We start from the raw sequence: 25,896 nt of genomic DNA, 5'->3' as shown, positions 1-25,896 counted from the left end.
TTTGATTTTTACGTAAAAGCTTCCGATAATAGCTCAAGCCCTTTTATTGAATCAGGACAAACTGATGTTTTCTGCACACAGCGTTATTCTCGTTGTTCTTGTCTATATGGCGTTGCTGTTTGGCTTGGCTGTTTGGGTAGATCGCCGCACGCGTCATCGCAGTAACTCCGCGATGCCTGCTTGGGTATATGCCATGTCAATGGCGGTGTTTTTTACATCTTGGACGTTTTACGGCAGTGTTGGTTTTGCCGTGCAATCGGGTTTGTTGTTTTTTGCAATCTATATAGGCGCACTGCTGAGTGTTGTATTTTGGCCGATTACCCTAAAACGTATGGTAGCGGCAAAAGAGGTGTTCCGCATTACGAGTATTGCGGATTTTATATCGACCCGGTACCGCAGGTCGCAACGAATCGCAGGACTGGTTACCGTCATTGTCCTTACCAGTATTTCCCCCTACATTGCTTTGCAACTCACCGCCGTTGTTAATAGTTTTAATATGATTACAGGTGCGCCAGCGAACGCTAACTGGGATATGACGGGTCTGACGATTACGTTGGTAATGCTCGCATTTACCATCATTTTTGGTATTCGCCATCTTGACCCAACGGAGCGGCACAGTGGCATGATTGGCATGTTGGTTGCTGAGTGTGTGGTAAAGTTGATCAGCTTTTTGCTCGTAGGAGCGTTTATTCTGGTCTCCGTTTTTGGGGGCGTCAGTGGCTTTTTAGAGACGTTTGATAATCAAGATAAACGTTTGATTTTCAGTTTTCAACATCAAGATGCCCCCGGATTGACTTGGCTTACCTTAATAGTGCTTGGTTTTGCCGCGATTCAACTTTTGCCACGTCAATTTCATGTATCTGTGGTTGAAAGCAGTCATCAGTCGCATGTTAAAACGGCTATGTGGATGTTCCCAACCTACTTGATTCTCATTAATCTCTTTGTGGTTCCAATTGCGTTGGCTGGAACAGTGATGGGGTTACCTGCTGGCTCTGCTGATTTTTTTATGATTTTGATCCCTCAATTTTTAGGGAATGATCTAATGGCCCTTGTGGCCTTTATGGGAGGCTTCGCAGCGGCAACCGGTATGATTATCATTAGTACCATGACGTTGGCCACCATGACCTCGAATCACTTGGTTTTACCCTTGTGTGAGAAAATTAAATGGTTGGAGCCTCTACAAGGCTATTTACTGCAAGTCCGTTGGTTTACAGCCGCGCTTGTTTTGCTATCCAGTTATACCTTGGCGATGGTGTTGAGTAATTCATACTTTTTAGCGGCCATGGGACTCATTTCGTTTGCCGGTATTCTGCAATTGTTGCCTGCCGTATTTTTGGGAATGTTTTGGCGCAAAGGCAATAGTGTTGGCGCCTTCTGCGGACTATTTGTCGGTTACATTCTATGGGGATGGACACTGATTATACCGTCAATGATTAATGAGGGCTGGTTACCGCTTAGCCTTCTAGAAGAAGGTCCCTTTGGAATTACTTGGTTGCGGCCCGAAGCTTTCTTGGGAGTTGATTTCCTTCCACCCCTCATTCACAGCGTTTTTTGGTCCATGTTCTTTAATATTCTTTGTTATATTGCTGGATCGTGGTTTTATCATCCACAAAAGCATGAGAGGTCACTGACACGTGAGTTTTTGGCCGCCATGCTATCAAAAGGTCAGCTTTCGGGTAAGGCAAGGCCTACGGGATTAGATGCGTACATAGCCTTGGAACCTAAATTGCTCGAAGCCTATGATTTACTTGTGCGCTATTTGAGCAAGGAAAAGGCTGATGAGGCTATTTCGCGGATTACTGAAGATTTACAAGTCGAAACGAAATCGCATATTACCATTATAGAGTTGATGGAATTTCACCGAATGCTGGAGCACATACTGGCTGGTTCAATTGGTGCCGCCAGTGCGCATACCGCAATTGAAGAACGCATTCAGTATAACGAGCGTGAAGCGGCTGACTTAAAAGCCTTGTATAGCCATATTGTGAGTGAGTTGCAGGGACAGTCACGAGTAGATGAAACCAAGAGTGATGGTGGCGGCTATTTGTTTTTGGACCAAATGCAGAGTCAGATCGATGATTTAGAGGCACAGGTCAGTCGTCAAAAAAAACAAATTGAAGCCTTGGAAGCAAAATTGGATCAACGCTATGAGGAAATCTTCAACTATCGTGTTGAAGTGCAAAAACTGAAGGTTGAAAGTGATACGCTCCGTAAACGATTGGCAGAAGACTCGACCAGCGAGTGACGTCAAGCGACTGCAGGTTGAACGTCAGTCAACCTGCAGTGAGTTGATGGGTTACAGGTTCTCTTCAGCAAACTCGGCTAGGCGTGATCTGAAGACACCTTGGAAGTGAACGCTAGCTGAGCCTTCAAAGTCTTTGAAGCGCTCGGCAATGTAGGTTAAACCTGAAGTCAAAGGGGTTAAGTAATTAGAGTCGATTTGTGCAAGGTTGCCCAAACAGACCATTTTGGTTCCTTTGCCGCAACGTGTGATGATAGTTTTCAGCTGTTGTGGGGTTAGGTTTTGCGACTCATCGATTAGAACCACTGCATTTTGTATGCTGCGGCCTCGAATAAAGTTGAGCGATTTAAATTGGATATTGGCCTTTTCAAGCGCGTATTTAACGCTACTTTGCGGACGTTCATCCTGTTCATGCATCGCCTCTAAATTGTCACTAATTGCGCTCATCCAAGGCGTCATTTTCTCTTCTTCCGTACCCGGTAGGAAGCCGATATCTTCGGCAACAGGGGGAGTTGATCGCGTCACAATGATTTTATTATAGCGTCCTTGCTCTATGACCATTTCGAGCGCACAGGCCAGTGCAATCAGCGTTTTACCCGAGCCTGCTGAGCCCAAAAAGATGGTAAAGTCTAAGTCAGGATCTAGCAGAGACTGCATGGCAAAGGCTTGTTGAATATTGATTGGATGAATGCCCCAAGCGCTTTGGTTCATCAAGTGCTGATACCCTAAGTCGAGTAGAGTGACGCTTTCTGGATCTATTGCGACAGTACGCGCCGCAAAATCTTGAGTTGAATCATAGATGTATTCATTTAAAAAGGTGTTGGGTAATAATGTGCGAGCAACTCGATGGTAGGCTTTGCCATCACGTTGATAGCTTTCAACCTTATCCACGCCCTCCCAAAAAGGCGTGTCTAGATAATGATGGCCTTCTGGCAAGAGTTCAACATCGGATACCAGTTGGTCTGTTCGATAGTCTTCAACCTTCTTGAGTCCAGCCCCCAGCGCTTTTAAGCGCATATTGATATCTTTGGTGACAAGCACGACTTGTCTGTGTGGAAAGGTGGATTGCAAATGCAGAGCGCAGTTGATGATCTTATTGTCTTTGTTATGCTCGATTGGAAGAAAGCCAGTACGAACTGTAAGTTCGTGGTCTGGAAAAATACTTAAGCATCCCAATTTTATATCGCGGTCCTTGCCAGGTAAGATAATTCTGACGCCTTTGGTGATTTGTTCGGAATTGGTGGCCTTACTTAAAATTGAGTCAATGCTGCGGATAGCATAGCGGGCTTCTTGGGCAACATTCTTTTTACGGTCTTTGATATCGTCGAGCTCTTCGAGCACGGTCATGGGAATCGTGACGTCTTGTTCTTTAAATTCGTAAAGACATTTTGGGTCGTGTAGTAACACGTTGGTGTCAAGGATATAGAGCTTGGAGGCTTTGGTTGCGCTCATGAGCAGGTGTCCTTATGTGGAGTGTTTGATTTCAACCTAATAGAAATATTTGAATTCTGCAAGCGCTTATTTCGTTTATTATTTTTCTTGGTTGTAGACGCTTTAATCAGCTGGAAAATGAGGTAAGATTGAATTTTTAGATGAACGGATTATCATGAAAAAACATAGTTTGGCCTTGGCCACCTTAGCCGTCACCGCTGTATTAGTAGGCTGTAAAGACAATCAGACGCCCACTGTTGTTGAGGTTCCTTCAGCAGATGAATCCTTACCCGCGCAGTCGGAAACCTTTCAAATAGGGGAGCGAGCGAGTGGTGAAATCACATCGCAAAGCCCTGTAAATCTTAAAGACGGTACACGTTATCAGGTATTTGAACTCAAGGTGTCTTCATCTGACTTGGAGGATGGTAACTTACTGGAAATTACCCAGCGTGGTGCATTAAATGGCACCTTGTCCTTGTTTTCAGGTAACAGTTTATTGGCCACTTCAAACGATGCTGAGCGCTTTTCTAAGTTGAGAAGCATTGTTCAGGGTGAATCCGTTCTGCAGGTCGTTGTGCACGGTCGTGATATCAATAGTTTTGGGCCTTTTACCCTATCTTCTGGTGTATTAAAGGTCGCCTTAACATTGGATACGAGTAAGCTGAATAGTCTTCCTTTAGCTGAAAATGGCTGGCTGGATCAAGAGCCTCAGCTTGTGCGTTTCCAAGTTGAAAAAGCAGGCTTGTATCGCCTCAACATGGCTTCTCAGGATTTTGACACCTTCATTAAACTCGAAGGAATGGGGATTACTCTAGAGAATGATGATGGCCCTGACGGAACGGACTCTCAATTAGTGACCTATCTTGAAGAGGGTGAATACACTTTAACGCTTCAAAGTTACGGTGAGGGAGCAGGGCTTTTTTCGGTGAGTGTATCGGAATCCCCTTTACCTGAAGGCGTTGAGCTGCAAAATAGCGGTAACTTAGCCCTCGGAGACGCAATACAAGGTATGCTGATGCGTGGTCAAAATGTATATGAACTAGACGTTCAGGAGTTTGGCCTTTACGAAGTCTCGCTGATGTCTGATGAGTTTGATGCGTATCTTGAGCTAGAAGGTGAAGGTTTCTTTGCGGAGGATGATGATGGCGGAGAAGGCACTAACGCTCATCTAGAACTAGAGCTGGCACCAGGGCGCTACAAAGTGGTTGCCAGAGGGTTGTCTGACCATGAGGTCGGTTTATATACCCTGCTTGCGAATCGTTTGGATTAATGTCCTAGCATTGCGCTTGCCCTGCCGTTATCAAGCAGGGCAAGCGAACAAACATGTGTGATATTTATTTATTCAAAACACGTAGCATCCACGCCGTTTTTTCATGAACCCGCATGCGATCTGAGGCTAAAGATGCAGTGGATTCATCATCTGCTTCTTGCGCAAGTTTAAGAACCTCGCGACAGGTTCTGACCACTGTTTCATGTCCTTGTGTTAATAAGTCCACCATGTCTTTTGCTTCAGGAACACCGTCCACTTCTTTAATGTTGCTTAAGCGGACGAACTCCTTGTAGGTGCCGGGTGCGGCAACATCTAGGGTGCGAATTCTTTCGGCAATGTCATCGACAGCGAGTGCAAGTTCGTTATAGTGCTCTTCAAACATCAAATGAAGTTCGCGGAACTGAGGGCCTGTGACATTCCAGTGAAAATTATGCGTTTGCAAGTAAAGAGTGTAGGTATCCGCTAAGAGGTGCTTCAGCCCTTCAGCGATTTTCTCACGATCTGCTTTTTTAATACCTATGTCCATTTTTGACATGTGTAAGTCTCCATGAGTGAATTAGCTTTCATTGTAAACACAACCGTCTCGACATGAGAAGTCGATTGCCATCAAACTTCTTTATGATCAGAATAGAGTATAACGAATTGACATCGCCTGCTACCCAAAGCCTAGCCCCAGGAGAAAAAAATGGGTAAAGAAACCGAATTAAAACTAGAATTATCGCCTTTGCATATCAATGCCTTAATGACTCACCCTTTGGTCAGCTCGGCTCAATTGCTGAGTGAAAGTGTTACCTTAGAAAACACTTACTTTGATACCTCAGCCTTGGATTTACAACGTTTAAAAATGGCATTGAGAACGCGTCAACAAGGAAATGTTTGGCTTCAAACTGTGAAGTGCGCAGGCCAGTCGATAGCCGGTGTCAGCCAACGCCCCGAATGGGAGACTTTTTACAATGGTCACTTTGATTTTTCTGAAATTGAAATAGACTCCGTTCGTGAAACCTTAGATGCTGTAAAGGTTCGTTTACAGCCCGTCTTTAGTACGAACTTTGAACGTTCGACATACTGCTATAAATCCCCTACAGGGGCAGAAATTCTGCTGATGGTCGATCTTGGTAAGATCCAGGCGCAAGGACAGACGCTTCCAATTTGTGAGCTAGAGTTGGAGTTGGTAAAAGGAGATGTCTCGGACTTAGTGTCACTCGCCATTGATTTGGCAAACGATTTATCCTTGACGCCCAGTGATATTTCCAAAGCCGAGCGAGGTTATCGTCTCTTTAGTGGGGTGAAAGAGCAACCCGTTGGGTTTGTTGCTCCAAGACAAACGGATGAAATGACGTCGGAAGAGGTCTTCAGGTGTTATGTGTCTGCTTGTCTCGTTCAATGGCAAGGCAACTTATTTGGCATTACGGCACGAGAAGAGCCGGATTACTTATTGCAGTGGATTGAAAGTCAGGAGCGACTGCTTGCGGTCTTAAGAGTATTTAAACCTCTATTGAATCCACAATGGTTTAAACATTGGAAAGGAGTGCTAACTGAGAATCTACAGTCTTTTCGTGAGCAGGTTGAGCTGGACTATTTTGCGGATCAGCTTATCCCGGAATGGATAGACCTTGAAGAAACAGAAGCTTCGCTTAAGGATCTTAAAAGTTGGATTTTGGCTCATCGTGCCACTGCACGGCAAGAAATGATGCAAAGTCCTGTTTTACACCAGCAAGGTTGCCTAATCTTACGTTTATTGTTTGACGTGCGTTCGGATGACATTTTTGTCACAACAGATCAAGCCGACGCTACTTTTTTATTAAAACGCCTAAAAAAATTAAGGAAGCGAGCGCTAGATAAGAAGCTTCGCTTGAAAACCAAGTCCCCAGGAGTTTCGTTTCCAACCCTTCTAGCCTTAAAGGAGTATCGTTGGGCCGTTGATATGTTTGCTAATATAGCATTTGGTAAATCTTGGTTGCACAAAATGAATAAGGCATCTGCTCTTTTAGGGCATATCTCAGCTGAGTATTTATTAGGGCGTTGGCAGGCGTATTTGCAAGGCTTAGTCGCTACAGATGTATTTTTGGCCGACTCATTGCAGCGCACCATGTTGATTCAACAAAGAAAAATATTGAAAAAGCTCAGGCAGCAGTCTTTAAAAGGGTTGCGAGACTATTAAATGTAGGGAGAGAATGCATTGAAGAGAAGGGGTGATCAAAAGCACTCGTCAAGTTTACTGACAGTATTTCTGTTTGTAATACTTGGGTTGATCAGCTTTTCTCTATCAGCAAATACTTCAAATAGAGTCTCTGTCGGAGTCGTTGCTGATAATGAGCCTTACTCATGGATGAACGCATCACAACCGTCCGGTTTTTCAATTGATGTACTGGAGAAGGTGGCAAGTCTTACTGAGTTGACCTTTGAGTATCGTGTTGGCAGTTGGCCTGAAGTCTACTCGGCCTTTTTAAGAGGTGAAATCGATGTTATTGATGAGATCTCTTGGAGTGAGGAGCGAGCCAATAGCATGTTGTTCACGGAGCCTTACCATTACCGAAATACGGTTATCATGCAGGACTCAAATCGACGGCTTGACTCGGTTCAACGCATTGATGGCTTACGTCCCTATCGGATCGGCATTCTAAAAGACATTTATTACGCACCTCTTTTATACACGCAAAACCTAGAATTAGTTGAATATGATTTGCTACCCAATCTTGTAAGAGCCCTAGCATTTGGCTGGGTAGACGCCATCATTGGACCTGATGTGACGTTACAGTTTTTGGCACAACGAGCGGGATTTCGACACTTGGAGGTCGCTGGTGCATTGTCTCTAGACGGCGTGCAACAGGAGGACTTCAGGCTCGCGGTTTTAAAGGACAAGCCGGAACTGCATGCTAAGCTTGAAAGCGGCTTACAGAGTATTGAACCCGAATGGCTGGCCGATTTAACGGTTCGCTGGCAAGAGTATGGCGGCAAGCATTTACCTCTGCAGACATCCTTTCAATTGAGCCAACCTGAACAGGACTATATTCGTCAGCTTGGCCCGCTCAGAGTAGGTTTGATGCGTGATTATGCGCCTTTCAGCTTTCTCGATGGTGGAAGTGTTCAGGGTTTATCGGTTGATATCTTGAAACGGATTCAGGATTTAACGGGGTTGCAGGTTATCCCTGTTGTCGATCAATGGTCCAGTTTAATCATGTGGCTTGAAGCAGGGGAGTTGGATGTATTGGCTAATATGTCGTTTAGTGAAGAGCGACAAGCGATTGCTCGGTTCTCAGACGTTTATTACATTATTCCCAATGTATTCTTTTCCAAAGATTTAGACTGGCGCTATACCGATCCATCAGATTTAGAGGGACTTAGGGTTGCGATAGGATCTGGAATTTATTACGAGCAGGCGTTGCGAGACATTATTGGTGATTCTCTGTTTACCTATGTTGATCAAGCTTCTATGTTCAATGCCTTGGCAAACAATCATGTTGATGTAGTGATAGCAGCCTTACCAAACGGCAATCACTGGGTGAGTCAATTACGTCTGACGGGGGTCTATGTAGCGGGTGAGTTTATCTTAGAGGGTTTCACAGGGGAGGATTTGCGCTTTGGGGTTAAGCCCTCGCTTGCTCCTTTGGCCGATATTTTGAATAAAGCCCTCAATGCCATTACGCCTATTGAACAGAGTGTTATACAAAATCGTTGGCTAGGAAGTCAGTCAGGCATCAGCTACTCATCAAATCCGCCGCTTGAAAATTTGACGGATGAGGAGCTTGATTACTTATCTGCATTGGATAAAACCCTCCGTATCTGTGTGAATCAGAATCAAATGCCTTTGGAGGCTATTGATCAGCGGGGGCGCTTAACGGGCATATCCTCATCAATTGTAGAGTCACTATCAGAGCGTCTTAATTTACGTATGATGTTGTTTCCAACACAGAATCGATCTGAGTCCATGCAAGCCTTGTCTGAAGGACGTTGTGATGTTATCCCAATGATGTCTGAAACTGAGCACACTGAGAAGCTTGCGTTAACACGTTCGTATTACTCGCTACCCGCTGTTGTTTTAGGTCGAATAGAAGTCCCGTTTATTAACAGCTTAAATGAGCTTACCAATCAGAGGGTGGGTGTTTTAGAGGGCTTTGTTGCATTTGATCCCCTAGTGAGCCGTTATCCAACGATTACATTTGTCCCCATCGCGACCGAGACGGATGGGTTAAGGCAATTGCAGTCGGGAAATCTTAATGCCTTGATCAGTTCATTACCTACGGCAAGTCATAGCCTGCAAGAACTCGGTGTTGCCGATATCCGTGTCATTGGTCGAGTTCCCTTTGATTGGAACTTTACTATGGCTGTCCAAGTTGAAAATGATGTTTTATTAGGAATATTGCAGAAGTTTATTGACAGCTTAACTGACGAAGACCGCCGAGGCATTGAAAATGCGTGGCGTACTGTAAAGCTTGAAGAGTCGATGGATTGGTCTTGGGTATGGCGAATTGTGACGATAGCACTGCTTATCGTCCTGATGTTGGTGTACTGGAATCGACGTCTAGGTGCTTTAAATGCCAAGTTGGCACTGGCCAATGAAAAGCTTGCCTTTTTATCGGTGACGGATGAGCTAACAGGCTTGGGGAATCGAGCATTTTTTGATCGTGAGTATAATCGTTTGCATCAGCTCGCCGTTCGGCAACAACAAGGCATGATGGTGGCCATGCTCGATGTTGATCACTTTAAAAGAGTGAATGATACCTTTGGACATGTGGCTGGAGATCATTGTTTACAATTTCTGGCCACCTGCATTAAACAGGTATTTAAGCGTGATACAGATTACACCGCTCGTTACGGTGGAGAGGAGTTCGTGATTTTTACACTGATGGATGCCTCTCAAAACATCTATGAGCGTTGTGAAACACTTCGTCAACTTGTTGAAGAATCGCAGTGTGAGTTTGAGGGTCAAACAATTGTGCTGACGGTGAGCATCGGTGTGCATGGCTATTGCCCTAATCTGAGCTCTGATCCCGAGCACGCGATGCGATTGGCGGATGCCGCACTTTATAAAGCCAAATCAGAAGGGCGTAATCGGGTTGTGATGAGCGAGACGGAGCAGAAGGCGTTGTAACGTATTTCCTTCTGCTCTTTTGCATCTAAAACGGAATTAAGCCGGACGTTTGTCAACCATGAAGGTGGCTTCACCCGTTGCCACCAGTGTTTCACCCACGCTCACTTCGCAGTTCATTTTGACGCGTTTACGTCGTTCATCTATTTCCGTGATGGTCAGGGTTGCTTTGGCCGTATCGCCGATATAAACAGGTGCACGGAATTTGATCTGTTGATCAACGTAAATGGCGCCGGGCCCAGGAAGGCGAGTGCCCGCAACGGTCGATATTAAGGCTGCACTAAACATCCCGTGCACGATACGCTTTTTGAAAAAAGTCGTTTTTGCATATTCTTCGTTGATATGAACAGGGTTGTTGTCCCCAGAAATGCCTGCAAACAGGTATACATCAGACTCTGAAATCGTTTTGGCATAGGATGCACTCATACCCACTTCAAGATCTTCTAGATAATATCCGTGTAATTCTTCCATACTATTCTCCCATTCATGATGATATAAAAAGACATGCGTCGTAATCTTGAATGATCAATGTTAAAAAAGATCAAACTCAGATCAAGACTAACTGATTTTGTACTTATCAGATAGCGATTCCATGATAGAATAAGTAAAAACCCTAATGGTGTGAAGAGTGAAACTGAATTCTTTATACTTGATTGAATTTTGAACAACTTGAGGAAGGTTAATCATGGCTGACTATAATGCTCCCGTAAAAGATATGAAGCTTGCTCTCAACCATATTGCTCGTTTAACTGAGCTGTCTTCAATGCCAGTCTTTGAGGATGCCTCTGATGATATGGTCAGTGCAATTTTGGACGAAGCGGCCCGAGTCGCTCGTGATGTCGTTGGGCCCACCAATTGGGAAGGGGATCAAACGGGCCTCAAGCTTGATGAAAGCGGAGTCGTTTGTCCAGAGTGTTTCCATGATGCCTATAGTCAGTATGCTGAAGGGGGCTGGGGATCTCTTCAGTTTGACCCTGAGTTTGGCGGTCAAGGCATGCCGTACTTACTGTCAGTATCGGTTATGGAAATGTGGCAGTCAGCAAATATGGCGTGGGGTTTGTGCCCTCTGTTGTCGCAAGGCGCCGTTGAGTGCTTATCGATTAATGCCAGTGACGAGCTGAAAGGCATTTACTTACCTAAGCTTATTAGCGGTGAGTGGGCAGGTACCATGAACTTAACGGAAGGTGGAGCGGGTTCAGACCTGTCACAAGTTCGTTGTAAAGCGGAGCAGGACGGTGATCACTATCGCATTACGGGTGAAAAAATCTTCATCACTTGGGGCGACCACTCGTTAACTGAAAACATTGTCCATTTAGTTTTGGCACGTCTTCCTGATGCTCCTCCTGGCGTGCGCGGTATTTCGTTGTTTTTGGTTCCGAAATACCTTGTGAATGCAGATGGTAGCTTGGGTGAGTACAACAACACCAAACCCCTATCGATTGAACATAAATTGGGCATCCATGCGAGCCCTACTTGTGTGATGGGTTTTGAAAACTCAGTTGGCTATTTAGTCGGTGAGTTAAATCGTGGATTGGCCTGTATGTTCACTATGATGAACAATGCGCGTTTAGGGGTTGGTTTACAAGGCGTTGCGATTTCTGAGCGGGCGTATCAGCAGGCATTGAATTTTGCCAATGAGCGCATTCAAAGTCCTGCCGTAGGACACAAAGAGCCCGGTCCTATTATGAGACATGGCGATGTTCGTCGCATGTTGCTGACAATGAAGGCGTTGACGGAAGCGGGTCGTGCTCTGACCTATGATGCGTGTGGAAGCATTGATTTCTCACATCATGCTGAAGATCCAGAACGCCGTGAAAAAGAAAAAGCACGCGCGGCTTTATTAACCCCAGTTGTAAAGGGCTGGTGTACCGAGTTTGCTCAAGAAGTCACTTCCTTAGGTGTACAAATTCATGGTGGTATGGGCTATGTTGAAGAAACGGGTGCCGCTCAACATTTCCGTGATGCACGCATCCTGCCGATCTACGAAGGCACGAATGGTATTCAAGCCTTGGATCTAGTTGGACGCAAAACCCTCATGGATAAAGGCGAAGCGTTGGCAAGCCTGCTTGAGGAAATGCGTGCGACGGTTGCGGCTGGTGGTGCGTTTTCTGCCCTTGCTGCACAGCTGGAAGCCGCGGTTGTCGCAGTTGAGCAAGCAAGGGATGTCTTGTTAAGCGGCAGTGCGGAAGATCCTCAGTTACCTGGCGCAATTGCGTATAACTTTATGATGTTGTTGGGAACGGTGGCAGGCGCATGGGAGTTGTTGCGTCAAGCTGAAAGTGCAGCTGAGCTGCAGTCTCAGGGAGAAGATGATCCATATCTGGCGGCTAAACAAGTGACCACGCGTTTCTATTTCGCCCAAATTTTGCCACGTTACATGGGCTATTTGGAAATGATCAAATCAGGAAGCGCTACGATCACTGAAATGAGCGATGCTCAATACGCGAGTGCTTGGCAGTAAGGTTGGTGTTCTGCTCAGAGGCGCTTTACTCAGTAAAGCGCCTCTGAGGTTGAATCATTTAACCTGTTTTACGTAAATGCATGACGATGAAAGAAGCGTTTAAGTTCGCTGTCAGTAGGGGTTACGCCCGTAAACACATGGGCGTAATCTGCTATGCGTGCCATGCGAACATCAATCGGCTCATTCGAGCGCATGCAGACATAGCCAATTTGGGTTAAGTAAAGGGTTCGAGCACGCACGTCGGCATCACTAGTGGGGTAACCGTGTGCTGTAAACATCTGTTGAATAGCTGAAATACGATCCTCATCCGCCTTTTTGACGGCGACATCCACTTCTTCAGACTGCAGCGCCCAGTTGCGCATCGCAAACTCAAAACCCGAGTCAAAAAGCGTTTGGTCGAGCCAGCAATCAAATAAATTTAATACCGCTTCTGTAATAGACTCAGAGTAGGCTTGAGTTTGTTGAATCAGATTGTGCGTGTTTTTCGCTTTCCAGCGACCTATTAAAGCATCCAGCAACGCCTCACGATCTTTGAAGTACCAGTAAAAACTGGTCCGAGATAAGTTCAACCGTTTGGCCAATGGCATAATTCGGACAGCATCAATCCCCTTAGAGATTAAGGTCTCATAGGCTAGGTCGAGCCACGTGTCGGGCGAACTGCGCCCGTTGCTTTCTAAAGAATTCATATGCTTAGTAAACGATAAGTGTAAGGGAATGGCAAGGTCTAAGTCGTTATTTGTAGGGTGGGGCCGTTAAAGGTATTGGTTCAGTATTACCCGTTTGATGATCATACTTGCTGTGTCAGTTGTTCCGGTTATAAGGCTTTAATGCTTCATAAAGCTATTCCACTCAATTAGTCAAGTTGTATGGTTTTGGTTTTTGAATGCATATCAAGGTTTATTAATGTGAATATTATTTTTCACGTTGGTACCTAGGGAAACTGCGATCAAGTTATCAAATTAAAACAGCTTAAAACGATCTGCCCATTGCTGGGCACAATTCAAACAAGTATTAACTGATTTTTGTCGATTTTAAGCCAGTAATGGCTGATTTTTTGCATTTTTTGGCACTATATCCGTTTTTTAGGCGGATTTAGGCTGCCATCGTATCATCTGATCTAATCGAACAATGTTCGCCAAAGTAAAGAGCATCGCCAGCTGATTATCATTCTTCGCTAATCCCTTGTATCTGGCTTTGACAAACTTGAACTGGCATTTAATGATACGGAATGGATGTTCTACTTTGGCACGGATACTCGCTTTTAAGAATTCAATTTTGATAGCTCTTTGATTTTTTTCCGGTTGTTTTTTAAGTGCGTTGACCTTACTTGGTCGCTCGGCTATCAACCAATCAACATCGGTGTCCTTTAGCTCTTCGCGCTTTTCAGCACCACGATAGCCAGCATCAGCTGATACAAATTCCTCTTCACCATGTAATAAATGACCGAGTTGGTTTAAGTCATGTTCATTTGCTGAAGTTGTTGTGAAGGTATGTGTCATACCGCTTTTGGCATCGACACCTATGTGTGCTTTCATACCGAAATGCCACTGGTTACCTTTTTTGGTTTGATGCATCTCCGAATCACGTTGCTTGTCTTTATTCTTTGTTGAGTTGGGTGCCTCAATGATCGTTGCATCAACCAGTGTGCCTTGCTTCATCAGAATGCCGCTCTCAGACAGCCATCGGTTCACTGCTTTAAGTATTTTACGAGCCAGCTTATGTTTTTCCAGCAAATGGCGGAAGTTCATGATAGTGGTGCGATCAGGAATAGCGCCATCTAAGGAAAGGTGAGCAAACAGTCTCATTGAGGCAATCTCATAGAGCGCGTCCTCCATAGCTTCATCACTGAGTGCGTACCACTGTTGCATGCAGTGAATTCGTAGCATCGTTTCTAACGGATAAGGGCGTCGTCCATTGCCTACCTTGGGGTAGAATGGCTCAACAACCTCAAGGAGCTGCGGCCAAGGCAACAGAGCATCCATCCGTGACAAAAAGATCTCTTTACGCGTTTTACGACGCTTATTGGAAAATTCACTATCTGCAAAAGTAAGTTGATGGCTCATGATGCGTTCTTTCTAGGTGATCATTTATGGCAAATTATTTCATATTAGGGACTTATTCGCATCTTCCCTAGAAGGTTGAGTTTAAAAAATCCAGACCAGTTATTTACAAGACCAAATAATGAAAAATCTGCTGAGTTTATACGTAACCACTCTTGTGTAGAATGATTAGCTAATATACATTTTAAACATAAGCTATGTGCCATAGGCACTTAAAGAAACCTGCAAAGGAGAGCCAGATGTCTGGAAGTGGAAGGGTGACATCGATTTTTGTCAGAAAACCTGCAGCTAATCGATTCAATTTTGCTGGTTTGATTTTACTAGGCGGCTCGTGGACTACCGCAAGTCTACATGCAGAGCCTGTGTTTGTGTTAGTCGAAAAAAGTATTGCAAACCAACCAGAAGAGCATTTTTTGATCAATCACAATCTGTCCCAATGGCAACAGTCACTGCATGAGTTGAATCAGACATTTCTAGTCGATTCACAAGAGGGCGATGCACAAAACCTTGCCTTGTATTTTCCTAATGTTCAGCCAGATCGATTGGGTGCTGGTACCGGGGAAGACTTCACGCTTCGTGGCTTCCATACCGGAGGGCGGCTGCTGCTCGATGGCATGCTGGATAATCAGAACTACTCTATACGCGACGCTGCCACTGTAGAGCGTATCGCTTTTATTAAAGGACATAATAGCGTTCTATACGGTGCAGGTGCACCGGGCGGAAGTGTGAATTATCTGTCAAAAAAACCTCAGTTCGAAAGTGCGCGCTCATTAACACTGACAGGAGGTAACTTTGATTATAAACGTCTAGTCATTGATGCAACGGGTCCCGTTGATGACGAAGAAAGGCTTGCATGGAGATCAATTTTGGTTTTGCAAAATGCTGATACATGGAAAAACAGTGTCAGTGATCATCGTTACATAGTGATGAACAGCCTAGAGTATCGTTACCTAGAGATGAATCATCTTCGTGCAACATGGGAATACAGTCAGCAGCACTATCCCTACGACTTTGATAATGTGTATGCACAAGATCGGCCAGTTTTTGGTGTTTCTTACGTACACCCGAGTGCTCGTGCAAAGCGAGCTTTCAATCGCTTGGAGATTGACTGGCATCATAGAATCTCATCACAATCTTGGCTGGAGGCAAGTGCTCGCTATATTGACGGCAGACGAAATGAAGATCAGATAGGTTTCTTTTATATGATTAACGACCAGCTTCCTCTGGTTGGTTTTTATCAATTGGTCGATGAAACATTTGAACAGTACACAGGCCGGATTGCTTGGAGTCAAGCATACAGAACAGGAAAAGTGGACAGTTTGTTGACGATGGGGGTTGAATACCATACAACCGAGACTCATTACGATAATCGTCGTTCGGCGGGGGCCTTCAGTTTAGATATTTACAACCCGCGTTTTGTTTTTAATCTGCCTGCCCATAATAGGCTTCTTAAAAGGCAGGGATATTTTACATGGAATGAATATTCTTTTTTTGTGCATCAGCAAATGCAGTTGACACCATCATTGATGCTGACAGTTGGGGGGCGTTACAGCGATTATGAACTACAGTCTTGGTTTAATCAGATTCATGTTGGCCAAACTAAGAATACACACTGGACTTCAGCACTGGGGCTCTCTTGGAGCGGTCAAAATGGCTTACAGTTGTACGGTAGTTATAGCGAATCTTGGTTGCCAAATTCAGGAATCAGTAAAGAAGGGAACTTCTTTGATCCAAGTCAAGGGCGACAGGTGGAAGTGGGGATGAAATGGAAACCGACTTCTAATTTGGCGTTTCAACTTGCAGAGTATCGTATTATTCAGGATAACCTGTTGGTCCGAGATCCAAATGATCCTGTGTATAGAATTCTGGCAGGTGAAAAGCATGTTAAGGGCAGTGAACTGCAAATACAGTGGCAAGTTGCACCGAAGTTATCAGTCAGCGCCAGTGTAGGGCGCTTAGATTCAACGTTGTGGCGTAGTTATGATGCGAATGAAGGGAATGCTTTTCCAAGCGTACCAGATAAAACGGCTTCAGTTCTCTTTGCTTATCAGCCTTTGGCAGAGATTAGGACCTATATGGGGGCAGTCTATCAGAGTAAACGCCCGGGTAATTTGGCAAACAGCTTTCATGTAGACAGCTTTATACGCTATGACGCTGGCGCAAGTTGGCAGATCCGACCTGATGTTCGTGCAAACTTTAGTGTAAGAAATATTTTCAATCGCCAGTATGTTAGTTATGCTGCTGGTGCCGATTTTCTTCGTTTTGGTGATCCTCGAACCCTTCGAGCAGGTTTGACGCTTGTATTTTGAATGTTTAGTAATCCGATATTAAGCCCGCGGCTGTCGCGGGTGTAATAATCGTGACTTTTACCCAAACACCGCGAGATTCAGGGAAGCAGAGTGAGCCATCAGGCCAAGACATTTTCCAGTAAGATAATACAGTCCCCGGAGTATTGGGTGCCTGAAATGTTACCTCTAGCTCGACAATATCCCCAGGGTTAGTGTCAGGCACTGGGATCAATGTAGTTTCAGGCTGTAGGTTGGGTGCTAAATTTAAGACATCACCTGATTTTGTGAACACGACCACTTCATCATCAAGGCAGCGAAGAAAGCGATTTGTCCAAGGAGTATTGCCGACGTTTTGTAAGGCCCAGATTTTTTTAAAGCGTGTGCCTGCAAGAATTAATGCTCCGTCAGGGTGTGTGACGTCCCGAATAAATGCACTGCAGTCACCTGGTGTGTACGTTTGTGCCTCACGTTGAAGAGTAGTCTTCTCAAACACCATATGCAGCAATCGCATAGGGTGGACTTGCAGTGCCCATGCGAGAGAGCTGAGTGTGTTAAGTGATGGCTGTTTTTCGCCCTGCCAGCACTCATAGAGGGTTTGTCTACTGATGCCCGCGAGCCGACAAATTTCAGCCAGCGATTGATTCAGTTGCCTGCAGCGTTGGCGGACATACATCTCAAGTTTTGTATTCATAGTAACCTGACAATCGACATAGAACCTGTCTTATTTTTCTGACAGATTTGTATTCTAGATGAAATATACTCTGACTACTATTAATAAATAGCAGTGTAGAGTTGGCTAACTTTCTTAAAACTGTTTTAAACAGTGTAAATGTAAGGAGTTATGGAGAATGGTTTTTATAATACTCCCAGTTGTAATCAAGTACGAATGCGCTTGGAGTAGTAAGCCCCTAGTATATTTAAATTGAGTGTATAGCTTAACCTACTGCAATGCAGGCAGTGAAATCAGGGTGCGAGTAGTATGATATGGATTTCTAGTGGTAGCTTTTCTTGAAATTGGGAGTATAAATCCTACCCATGTCATGATTTTAAGTATGTTTATTCTAGGGGGCTATTTATGTTTTTGAAATCGTTGAAAAATTTTGATTGTTAATTAAAGATGCATTGAACTGAAAAATAATCGTGCGAGTGCTGAAGATGCTAAAATCAAAGGAAATTATGATGTTGAGAAGAAACAAGTGTAAGCTGTTAGTAAAGGTGGAGTCACTGATTCAGGTTTTAAAGAGCTGGTACAAAATTGGTTGACACATTCCGTATTCCTACTTTTGGTCGACCTGACTTGGTTTGTATCCTACTCTTTTATAGATGATCGGGGTTTGCTTTAAAAGTGTTTATAGATAACTGATTTTTCCTGGTTTTTTGTTAAGCTGTCTTAAAATTCTGACAAATATCTGTTTTGTATGAAATATACTTAAACTAAATGCTAGAGAGCCTTTGAGGTATTTTGGAGAGCTTTATGATGATTTCTGTATGTTCTTTAAACTTAAGACAAGCTCTATTTGTTTTGATATGTATTTTTCTGCTATCAGCCTGTGCTAGCTTTCCGCTGGGTATGAATGAAGCAGAATGGCAGAGTTTGACTTCAGAACAACAGTTAAAAGCTAGGCAGCAGCAGGCTGAGCTAGATAAAGCTGCCGAGATACGCCGTTCGGCCGAGGCTGCTGCACGGAAAGCGGAAGTTGCTAAGCATGAAGCTGAAATTGAGGGAAAGCGAAGTAATGCTGCGTATGGAGAGCGTTTGCAATGTATTCTTCAACCGGCGGAAGCTTGGTTAAATCGAAAATGGCGGGTAGTTCAGCCCCAAGCATTGGATTTAGTTTTGGGTGAAGAGTTACCCTTTGCAATAAGTGAGACAAAGCATCGGACCATACATTATGGTAGCGAAGCTTATGCCCATTTTAAAGGACAAGAGTTGGCTCTTTGTCGTTTTTCTGAGGGCAGGGGGCCGTGCGCACGAATATTGGGTAATTTTTCAGATTACCACCGAGGTATTAGACAAGATTTCCATGTTGAACAGTTCTTGAGAGGGCACCTGCGTTGTCAGTTAGTACCAACAAGAAAATAAAACTGATAGTGACTATCAGTATAGTAGTTAAAGCAAAATAGTCCTAATCTAAAAAAGGTAGTACAAAATGAAAAAAGTAAAGTCGATCAGTAAGCACATAAAAGTAATCATGGTAACAGCTGGGTTCTTATTAGTCTCGGCAGGCAATGCACATGCAAACCTAAAATATGAATGCTGGACATATGTAAATGGTAAGCCTGATAAAATGACTCATGTTGTTGCTGCGAATAAAGGGCAAGCGGAGACTTTGGCAGTAGCTAAATTCAGAGATATAGGAGTGCCGCGTTTTGATTCAGTAAGTTGTAAGTAATATGTTATTAACTCGGCGGTAGTTTATGTCAGCTGTAAGTCATCTCTCATGCAGCTTCTGGTGCTGCCTTTGCAGACATAAACTGCCCTAGGATAATAGCTTGCGCATTAGGTGACTTTGCTCTCGCGTGCTTAGGCCCGTAGATTGTTATGTTCTGCTGTGTTCTCCCTTCTTGTATCTGCAGGCCCGAAGGTCAGCATGACCAAATAGTTTCTTAGGGTGCATTTGCTCTCTGGGATAGTTTGAGTCCACTGGTATCAAGGCATTTAGAGCTTTGCCAATGTTGACTGTATCCAAGTGACAGTGCAAATAGGTATTCCTCAGTAAAAAATTGAAGATACTTCGATAGAATGTCTCCAAAATCTGACACTTTATTTGACATGATCGCTTAATATTTACCGAAACTATCTTTTGTAACATTGCAACTCAATAGCACAATTTTGTAGGAGATTATTTTTTGATAATTTTAACTTTCAAAAAAATTTCGTAGGTTTATTTATTGACCTGTTGGCAGTTCTTATTAGTTATGGTTTAGCTATCCTGCTCACTTACAACGAGACTCTCGCACTCAAGATATAGCATAGATGCAGAATAGGGATGATGTATGAGTAAGCTCGAATTCAACCAACGTACCTTACCCCAAGGCTTTAAACTTGGTGATTATCTTATTAATGATCTACTTGGGCAGGGAGGCTTCGGAATTGCTTACCTCGCGCAAGACATCCATTTGAAAAACCAAGTTGTTATTAAAGAATACTTTCCCAATGAGCTGGCGAGTCGTGATGGTCAAACTGTTAGCGTAATGGGTACTGATCGACATATCGACTATGAAAAAGGTATGCAGCGCTTCCTAGAGGAGGGTCGGGCATTAGCGCGTTTTAATCATCCCACAGTGGTTCGTATTCTTAAATATTTCCAACAAAATAACACCGCATATTTAGTGATGGAGTTTGTAGATGGAGAGTCTTTAGATCGTTATCTAAAGCGTAAGTATACATTGACCCCCGAAGTGGTTGAATATCTTGCTAAGGAATTGCTTAACGGCTTAGAAGTGGTTCACCAACATGGTTTGATCCATCGGGATATTAAGCCAGCCAACATTATGCTGCGTACTAATGGCCATCCCGTATTAATAGACTTTGGCGCAGCAAAAGAGGTGATAGGTGAAAGAAGTAACTCCGTAGTGGTGACACCGGGTTATGGCTCACCAGAACAATACAGCTCTAAGTCAATACTCAAACCCTCCACAGATCTTTATGCAGTTGGTGCTACTCTGTACAAATGTCTAACGGCGCAAACGCCAGAGGAAGCCAGTGCAAGATTACTTGATGATGATCACAAGCCTTTAAGGGAGCTGCCGTTAGCTAGAAAGTGTGCCCCGCAGTTAGTTACTTTAATCGATAACTGTATGCGGCTTAAAAGCATAGAGCGTCCCCAGAGTGCGCAAGAAGCTATAGAGTTGTTAACTGTAGTTGAGCAAGAAAAATCAATTCTATTGACTGTTCTTGACTCATCCTCCCTAGAAACTATGATTGAATGCGCTGAAAGTAATGGTGTAATTACTCAACGAAAAGTCAACCAGATAATTTTAAAAGCAAAAAAACAGGGTTTTGATACCGAAGAAGTAAAGGCGAAAGTAACTAGATTGGCTGAAGAAAAAGGTTGGGTAATAGAGTCAAAATTTAATAAGTCATTCTTATTAATGGTGATTTTCTGTGTTCTTCTGTTGGTTGGTTACTACCAGTATAAATTATTTGAATCTATGCCTGAATCCAATCCAATCTCGGATCAAGAGAGTGATTTACAGCAGTTAGTCCAATATAAACAACAAGAGGATATAATTAATAAAAATGAATTGGTTAGTATTCCTCAACCTATTCAGAGCTTGTTAAGTTCCATGGTTATTATTCCTTCAGGTGAGTTTCAGATGGGCTGTAGCCAAGAAGATAATAGTTGTTATTATGGTGAAGGCCCTGTACGTAATGTTCAAGTAGCGGGATTCAAAATCGGCAAGATGCCGATTACCTTTGCACAATGGGATGCTTGTGTCAGTGCGGGTGGTTGCAGCTATCAGCCGAATGATGTGGGTTGGGGTAGAGATGATCGTCCAGTAATTCATGTTAGTTATAATCATGTTACTCAAGAGTTTATTCCGTGGCTTAATCGTGTTTCAGGCCAGAGCTTCCGTTTACCTAGTGAAGCTGAATGGGAATATGTAGCGAGAGCGGGCACTACGGAGCGATATGGGCATTTTGGGAGCTGCATTACAACTTTAGAGGCAAATTATGATGGTAATTACGATGTCAGCGGTTGCCCTGAATCAAAGACTGGCAATTATTTGAACCGGACTCAGACAGTAGGTACTTATTCACCAAATTCTTGGGGGGTACAAGATATGCTAGGTAATATATGGGAGTGGACGGATGATTGCTGGAGTGACAGTTACACTGGTGCGCTCAGTGATGGACAAGCAAGAACGGATGGAGATTGCACGAGGCGTGTATTGCGTGGCGGGTCATGGTTCAATGGCCCTTGGAGTTTACGCGTTTCTAATCGTTACAGAAATAACGTAGCCTACGGTAATAACGTGGGGTTTAGGGTAGTTCTAGTTCTTTAGCTTTCTTCCAATTCTTTAGCGAGGGATTTCTTCAGTCTTTTGAAATTAAAAGCTTTGAATACTACGAAAGCCTCGTTGATAGTAAGAAAAATAACTACAGGAGCTGATGCTGCAATAGGATACGCTTAGTGAGCATATTTAGCTTTAAATGAAAAAAGGAATAGTAATGAGTAAACCCGAATTCAACCATCTCACTTTACCCCAAGGCTACCAGTTAGGTGGTTATGTTATTTTAGACCTATTGGGCCAAGGTGGTTTCGGAATTGCCTACCTTGCACAAGACGTCGACTTACAAAATCGAGTGGTGATTAAAGAATACTTTCCCAATGAGTTGGCCAGTCGTGATGGACAAACAGTCAGTGCTTTGGGTACTAATGGACAAGCGGACTATGAAAAAGGCATGGCACGCTTTTTAGAAGAAGGACGCTCCCTTGCCCGCTTTAACCATCCTGCGGTGGTACGTATTCTCAAATACTTCCAACAAAACAACACGGCTTATCTAGTGATGGAGTTTATTGATGGTGAACCACTGGATAATTACCTCGAACGCAAACACACCCTGCCCCCTGAGGTAGTCGAGCACTTAGCTAAAGAGCTTCTTGATGGTCTCGAGGTGGTTCACCAACATGGGCTGATTCATCGTGATATCAAGCCCGCCAACATTATGCTACGACCCGGTGGCAAACCAGTACTGATAGACTTTGGTGCAGCAAAAGAAACACTGGCTGATAAAAGCCATTCTGTTGTTGTTACCCCAGGTTATGGCTCCCCAGAGCAATACAGCTCGAAATCAAAATTATTACCCGCCACTGATCTATACGCGGTGGGCGCGACGCTTTACAAATGCCTGACAGCACAAACGCCAGAAGAAGCCAGTGCAAGATTACTTGACGATGACCACATACCTTTAAGTCAGTTACCGATAGCAGGGCTATGTCCATCTGGTTTAGTTACGCTAATCGATCAATGTATGCAGCTGAAGGGACAGAGCCGACCACAAAGTGCGGAACAAGCCAAATCACTGCTTGCCCAAATAACAGAACCACAACCCAAACAAGAACCAAAACAAGAACCAAACGAAAAAGAAACAAGCGATAACAAAAGCAACAAAGCCCAAATTCTAATCGGGATAGTCGCGTTGATGTTGTTAGTTGCAGGTGGTGGCTATGTTTACCTACAAAGTGAGGCTGATAAGCCGCAAGCGCTGGCACAACTTGTAGAGCAACGCACAGCTGAAGCACTCCAGCTTCAATGTGAACACTTGGTCGCATCTCCATGGGATCCTGATCGACCAGATGATGTCGTTGGTGTGGAATTCGAGGACATTCAATCACAAGCGGCCATCGAAGCCTGTAAATTAGCTGTTAACGCTAAACCTAATGATGTACGTCTCCAAGCCCTCTTTGGACGTGCATTGTCAAGCGATATAGAAAATGAAGATCAATCGGTTATCTGGTATCGCAAGGCGGCTGACCAAGAATATGCAATGGCACAAAATTCCATCGGTTTCATGTACCTAAATGGACAAGGTGTTGAACAAAGTGATGATCAAGCGCTAGCTTGGTTCCGCAAGGCCGCTGATCAAAAGTTTGCGGTGGCACAAAATAATCTCGGTGAGATGTACCGAACAGGTCGAGGTGTTGAACAAAGTGATGATCAAGCGCTAGCTTGGTTCCGCAAGGCCGCTGATCAAAAGTTTGCGGTGGCACAAACTAATCTCGGTTGGATGTACCAAAATGGACGAGGTGTTGAACAAAGTGATGATCAAGCGCTAGCTTGGTTCCGCAAGGCCGCTGATCAAAAGTTTGCGGTGGCACAATTTAATCTCGGTGGGATGTACCTAAATGGACGAGGTGTTGAACAAAGCGACGGAGAAGCTGTGGTCTGGTACCGCAAGGCTGCTGATCAAGGGTATGCAGAAGCACAATTTAATCTCGGTTGGATGTACCAAAATGGCCGTGGAGTAGATCAAAGCGATGAGCAAGCAGTGAATTGGTACCGCATGGCCGCTGATCAAAAGTTGCCGGCGGCACAAATTAATCTCGGTGAGATGTACCTACATGGACGAGGTGTTGAACAAAATGATGAGAAAGCGGTGGAATGGTACCGCAAAGCGGCGGAGCAAGAGTTTGCACAGGCACAATTTAATGTCGGTGCAATGTTCGAGACAGGCCGGGGTGTTGAGCAAAGCGATGAAGAAGCTGTGGTCTGGTACCGAAAGGCGGCGGAACAAGGGCATTCTACAGCACAATTTAATCTCGGTGTGATGTACCGAACAGGTCGAGGTGTTGAACAAAATGATCAATTGGGGTTGGATTGGTACCGAAAGGCGGCAGAGCAAGGAAATGCTAACGCACAACAAATCCTTATTAATTTAGGTATCCGATAAATTTTAAGAATATATATCACTAGATACCTTAATTATGAAATGAGCTTACTAGATGGCAAAAGAAATCAAAGTGAAGATCGGTCGCTATTATGGTGCTGAAGTTGACCTAAACATAGATAATGACTCAGTGAGTCGTGTTCATGCCGAGGCTTGGTATGAACCAGCCCTTGAAATGGTGGTGGTAAAAGACCTTGGCAGTGTCAATGGGACCAAACCCTCGGGTGAATCTAAGATTGCTGGTGACACCATTCGAGTAGGTTATGGGGGGGGGGTGAGTTTGGGTGAGGTCGAGTTGCATTATGACCAGCTCAAGTCCTGTATTGATGCAAAAGTTGCGAAGATTAACGAGGCGCAACTAAAACAACAGCAAATCGAAGTGAAAAAGCGTCAAAGATCACGGTTGCTGATTGGTACATTGACTGGATTGGTGATAGTGATTACTGGGTTTTTCTATTTTAAGCTTTCCGCTAATAAACAATCAGTTGAAGCTTCGGTAGAAGAGTTAGCGCGAGCATTAAAAGAGGTTGATGTATTGATGCGAAACCCTCCGGTTGTAGAACTTGAGGTGATGCATAGTCATGAAATGATTAACTCATTTATTGCGTATACTGATGGTACAGCAATCGATACGCGAACGGGATTGATGTGGAGCCGATGTTTATTAGGACAAACTTGGCAAGAAGCGAACAAATCCTGTGAAGGAAGTGCGGCCACCTATCGTGGGGATCGTTCGATAGCAGCCGCGGAGATCGCTAATCAAGCGACACAGATAGGCAAAAGCAATTGGCGCGTGCCAAATAGAACCGAACTTTTAACTCTGGTACAAGGGATAGAACCAAACGATTATGAAGCGGTTTTTTCAAATGACCCAATGGGATTTGTTTGGTCAAGCACGGTTAAACGTAATGCACACTCACATTGGAACGTGAATTTTGCAGATAATAATATGTATTGGAACACCAATGGCTATCTACATTATGTACGATTAGTTAGAAATGTAGATTGATTTAAACAAAAGAAGGGTATTTTTATGACAGTTAAAATTGATGTAACAAGGCGGCTGGCTGAAGAAAATAATAAATCAATGGATGATGTTGAAACCCATAAAATGGGTGATAAACAAAACCAAGTAAATAGTTTTACAGAAAAAACAGATTATATTGACGATAGAGGTAAGAATACAAACATCAATAATGCCCCAACAGAAAAAACCAACGAAACAGATGAAGTAACACGAATTTTTAGACCGAACGCGGGCGTTGCGACGGAAAATATGAATACTACGGCGACTGATTATATGACTGATCCAGTGGTAGGTTGGGTTGTCGTTGTTGATGGTCCAGGCAAAGGCTCGGCGTTACCTTTAGGGTATGGCATGAATACCATCGGACGGGCAAACTGTCGAGTAAACCTGAATTTTGGTGATCTAGATATCTCTCGTGAACCGCATGCAAGTATTACCTATGATCCAAGAGGACGTGCTTTTTATGTCAATCATGGTGGGGGTAAAAACTTAACCTACATGAATGATGCACCGGTACTACAACCACTCATTTTAAATGGTGGAGAAGTGATTAATCTTGGTTTAACTGCATTAAAATTTGTTCCATTTTGCTGCAAAGAGTTTGATTGGCAGGATCTTAAATAAAACTTAGT

Annotated in this window: 18 protein-coding genes; 12 read left to right on the top strand and 6 right to left on the bottom strand. The window is 43.9% G+C overall.

Annotated elements, in window-relative coordinates:
* Positions 1-64: 64 nt before the first annotated feature.
* A complete protein-coding gene (locus tag F5971_RS03630; RefSeq protein WP_193494096.1) occupies positions 65-2,245 on the top strand; it encodes a solute carrier 5/6 family protein in 2,181 nt (726 codons plus the stop codon).
* Between the two features lie 51 nt (positions 2,246-2,296).
* On the opposite strand, the gene F5971_RS03625 is transcribed toward F5971_RS03630, so the two are convergent.
* Positions 2,297-3,694, bottom strand: coding sequence for a PhoH family protein (locus F5971_RS03625; RefSeq protein ID WP_193494094.1), 1,398 nt, complete (start codon positions 3,692-3,694; stop codon positions 2,297-2,299).
* A 154-nt stretch (positions 3,695-3,848) separates the two neighbouring features.
* Between F5971_RS03625 and F5971_RS03620 the strand changes: the two genes are divergently transcribed.
* Positions 3,849-4,943, top strand: coding sequence for a hypothetical protein (locus F5971_RS03620; protein ID WP_193494092.1), 1,095 nt, complete (start codon positions 3,849-3,851; stop codon positions 4,941-4,943).
* Between the two features lie 64 nt (positions 4,944-5,007).
* Here F5971_RS03620 and F5971_RS03615 read toward each other — a convergent pair whose 3' ends face one another.
* Positions 5,008-5,478, bottom strand: a complete 471-nt coding sequence (locus tag F5971_RS03615; RefSeq protein WP_193494090.1) for a Dps family protein — start codon at positions 5,476-5,478, stop codon at positions 5,008-5,010.
* A 150-nt stretch (positions 5,479-5,628) separates the two neighbouring features.
* Between F5971_RS03615 and F5971_RS03610 the strand changes: the two genes are divergently transcribed.
* Positions 5,629-7,104, top strand: a complete 1,476-nt coding sequence (locus tag F5971_RS03610; protein WP_051514581.1) for a CYTH and CHAD domain-containing protein — start codon at positions 5,629-5,631, stop codon at positions 7,102-7,104.
* A gap of 18 nt (positions 7,105-7,122) precedes the next feature.
* A complete protein-coding gene (locus F5971_RS03605; protein WP_162149948.1) occupies positions 7,123-10,035 on the top strand; it encodes a transporter substrate-binding domain-containing protein in 2,913 nt (970 codons plus the stop codon).
* Positions 10,036-10,071: 36 nt separating this feature from the next.
* Here F5971_RS03605 and F5971_RS03600 read toward each other — a convergent pair whose 3' ends face one another.
* On the bottom strand, positions 10,072-10,503 hold the full coding sequence (locus F5971_RS03600; RefSeq protein WP_036513170.1) for a MaoC family dehydratase: 432 nt from the start codon (positions 10,501-10,503) through the stop codon (positions 10,072-10,074).
* Between the two features lie 214 nt (positions 10,504-10,717).
* On the opposite strand from F5971_RS03600, the gene F5971_RS03595 reads away from it, so the two are divergent.
* Positions 10,718-12,493 (top strand): acyl-CoA dehydrogenase C-terminal domain-containing protein, encoded by a 1,776-nt coding sequence (locus F5971_RS03595; protein WP_193494088.1) that lies wholly within the window; start codon positions 10,718-10,720, stop codon positions 12,491-12,493.
* Between the two features lie 68 nt (positions 12,494-12,561).
* Here the strand turns inward: F5971_RS03595 and F5971_RS03590 are convergent, their stop codons facing one another.
* On the bottom strand, positions 12,562-13,179 hold the full coding sequence (locus F5971_RS03590; RefSeq protein WP_036513172.1) for a TetR/AcrR family transcriptional regulator: 618 nt from the start codon (positions 13,177-13,179) through the stop codon (positions 12,562-12,564).
* A gap of 396 nt (positions 13,180-13,575) precedes the next feature.
* Positions 13,576-14,556, bottom strand: a complete 981-nt coding sequence (locus tag F5971_RS03585; RefSeq protein ID WP_036515025.1) for an IS5 family transposase — start codon at positions 14,554-14,556, stop codon at positions 13,576-13,578.
* A gap of 236 nt (positions 14,557-14,792) precedes the next feature.
* On the opposite strand from F5971_RS03585, the gene F5971_RS03580 reads away from it, so the two are divergent.
* Positions 14,793-16,862: a TonB-dependent receptor gene (locus F5971_RS03580; protein ID WP_036514844.1), complete on the top strand. Its 2,070-nt coding sequence runs from the start codon at positions 14,793-14,795 to the stop codon at positions 16,860-16,862.
* 4 nt (positions 16,863-16,866) lie between these two features.
* On the opposite strand, the gene F5971_RS03575 is transcribed toward F5971_RS03580, so the two are convergent.
* Entirely contained in the window at positions 16,867-17,532 is a 666-nt protein-coding gene (locus F5971_RS03575; protein ID WP_036514842.1) for an NBR1-Ig-like domain-containing protein, read from the bottom strand.
* Between the two features lie 783 nt (positions 17,533-18,315).
* On the opposite strand from F5971_RS03575, the gene F5971_RS03570 reads away from it, so the two are divergent.
* The 6 genes from F5971_RS03570 (at position 18,316) to F5971_RS03545 (ending at position 25,888) form a co-directional block, all read left to right on the top strand.
* Positions 18,316-18,924, top strand: a complete 609-nt coding sequence (locus F5971_RS03570) for a hypothetical protein (protein ID WP_051514685.1) — start codon at positions 18,316-18,318, stop codon at positions 18,922-18,924.
* Between the two features lie 67 nt (positions 18,925-18,991).
* The gene (locus tag F5971_RS03565) at positions 18,992-19,234 is read left to right on the top strand and encodes a hypothetical protein (RefSeq protein ID WP_036514839.1); all 243 of its coding nucleotides are present in this window, start codon (positions 18,992-18,994) and stop codon (positions 19,232-19,234) included.
* 604 nt (positions 19,235-19,838) lie between these two features.
* Complete coding sequence (locus tag F5971_RS03560) at positions 19,839-21,851, top strand: bifunctional serine/threonine-protein kinase/formylglycine-generating enzyme family protein (protein WP_051514684.1); 2,013 nt, start codon at positions 19,839-19,841, stop codon at positions 21,849-21,851.
* Positions 21,852-22,017: 166 nt separating this feature from the next.
* Positions 22,018-24,240: a serine/threonine-protein kinase gene (locus tag F5971_RS18375; RefSeq protein ID WP_223116251.1), complete on the top strand. Its 2,223-nt coding sequence runs from the start codon at positions 22,018-22,020 to the stop codon at positions 24,238-24,240.
* A gap of 52 nt (positions 24,241-24,292) precedes the next feature.
* Positions 24,293-25,246: an Lcl domain-containing protein gene (locus F5971_RS03550; protein ID WP_051514683.1), complete on the top strand. Its 954-nt coding sequence runs from the start codon at positions 24,293-24,295 to the stop codon at positions 25,244-25,246.
* A 24-nt stretch (positions 25,247-25,270) separates the two neighbouring features.
* Positions 25,271-25,888 (top strand): FHA domain-containing protein, encoded by a 618-nt coding sequence (locus F5971_RS03545; protein ID WP_202806912.1) that lies wholly within the window; start codon positions 25,271-25,273, stop codon positions 25,886-25,888.
* Positions 25,889-25,896: the final 8 nt, after the last annotated feature.

The sequence above is a fragment of the Nitrincola alkalisediminis genome (assembly GCF_009821115.1).
Taxonomy (GTDB): Bacteria; Pseudomonadota; Gammaproteobacteria; order Pseudomonadales; family Balneatricaceae; genus Nitrincola; species Nitrincola alkalisediminis.
Note: the sequence above shows the minus strand (reverse complement) of the source record. Positions and strands in the feature narration are given on the sequence as shown.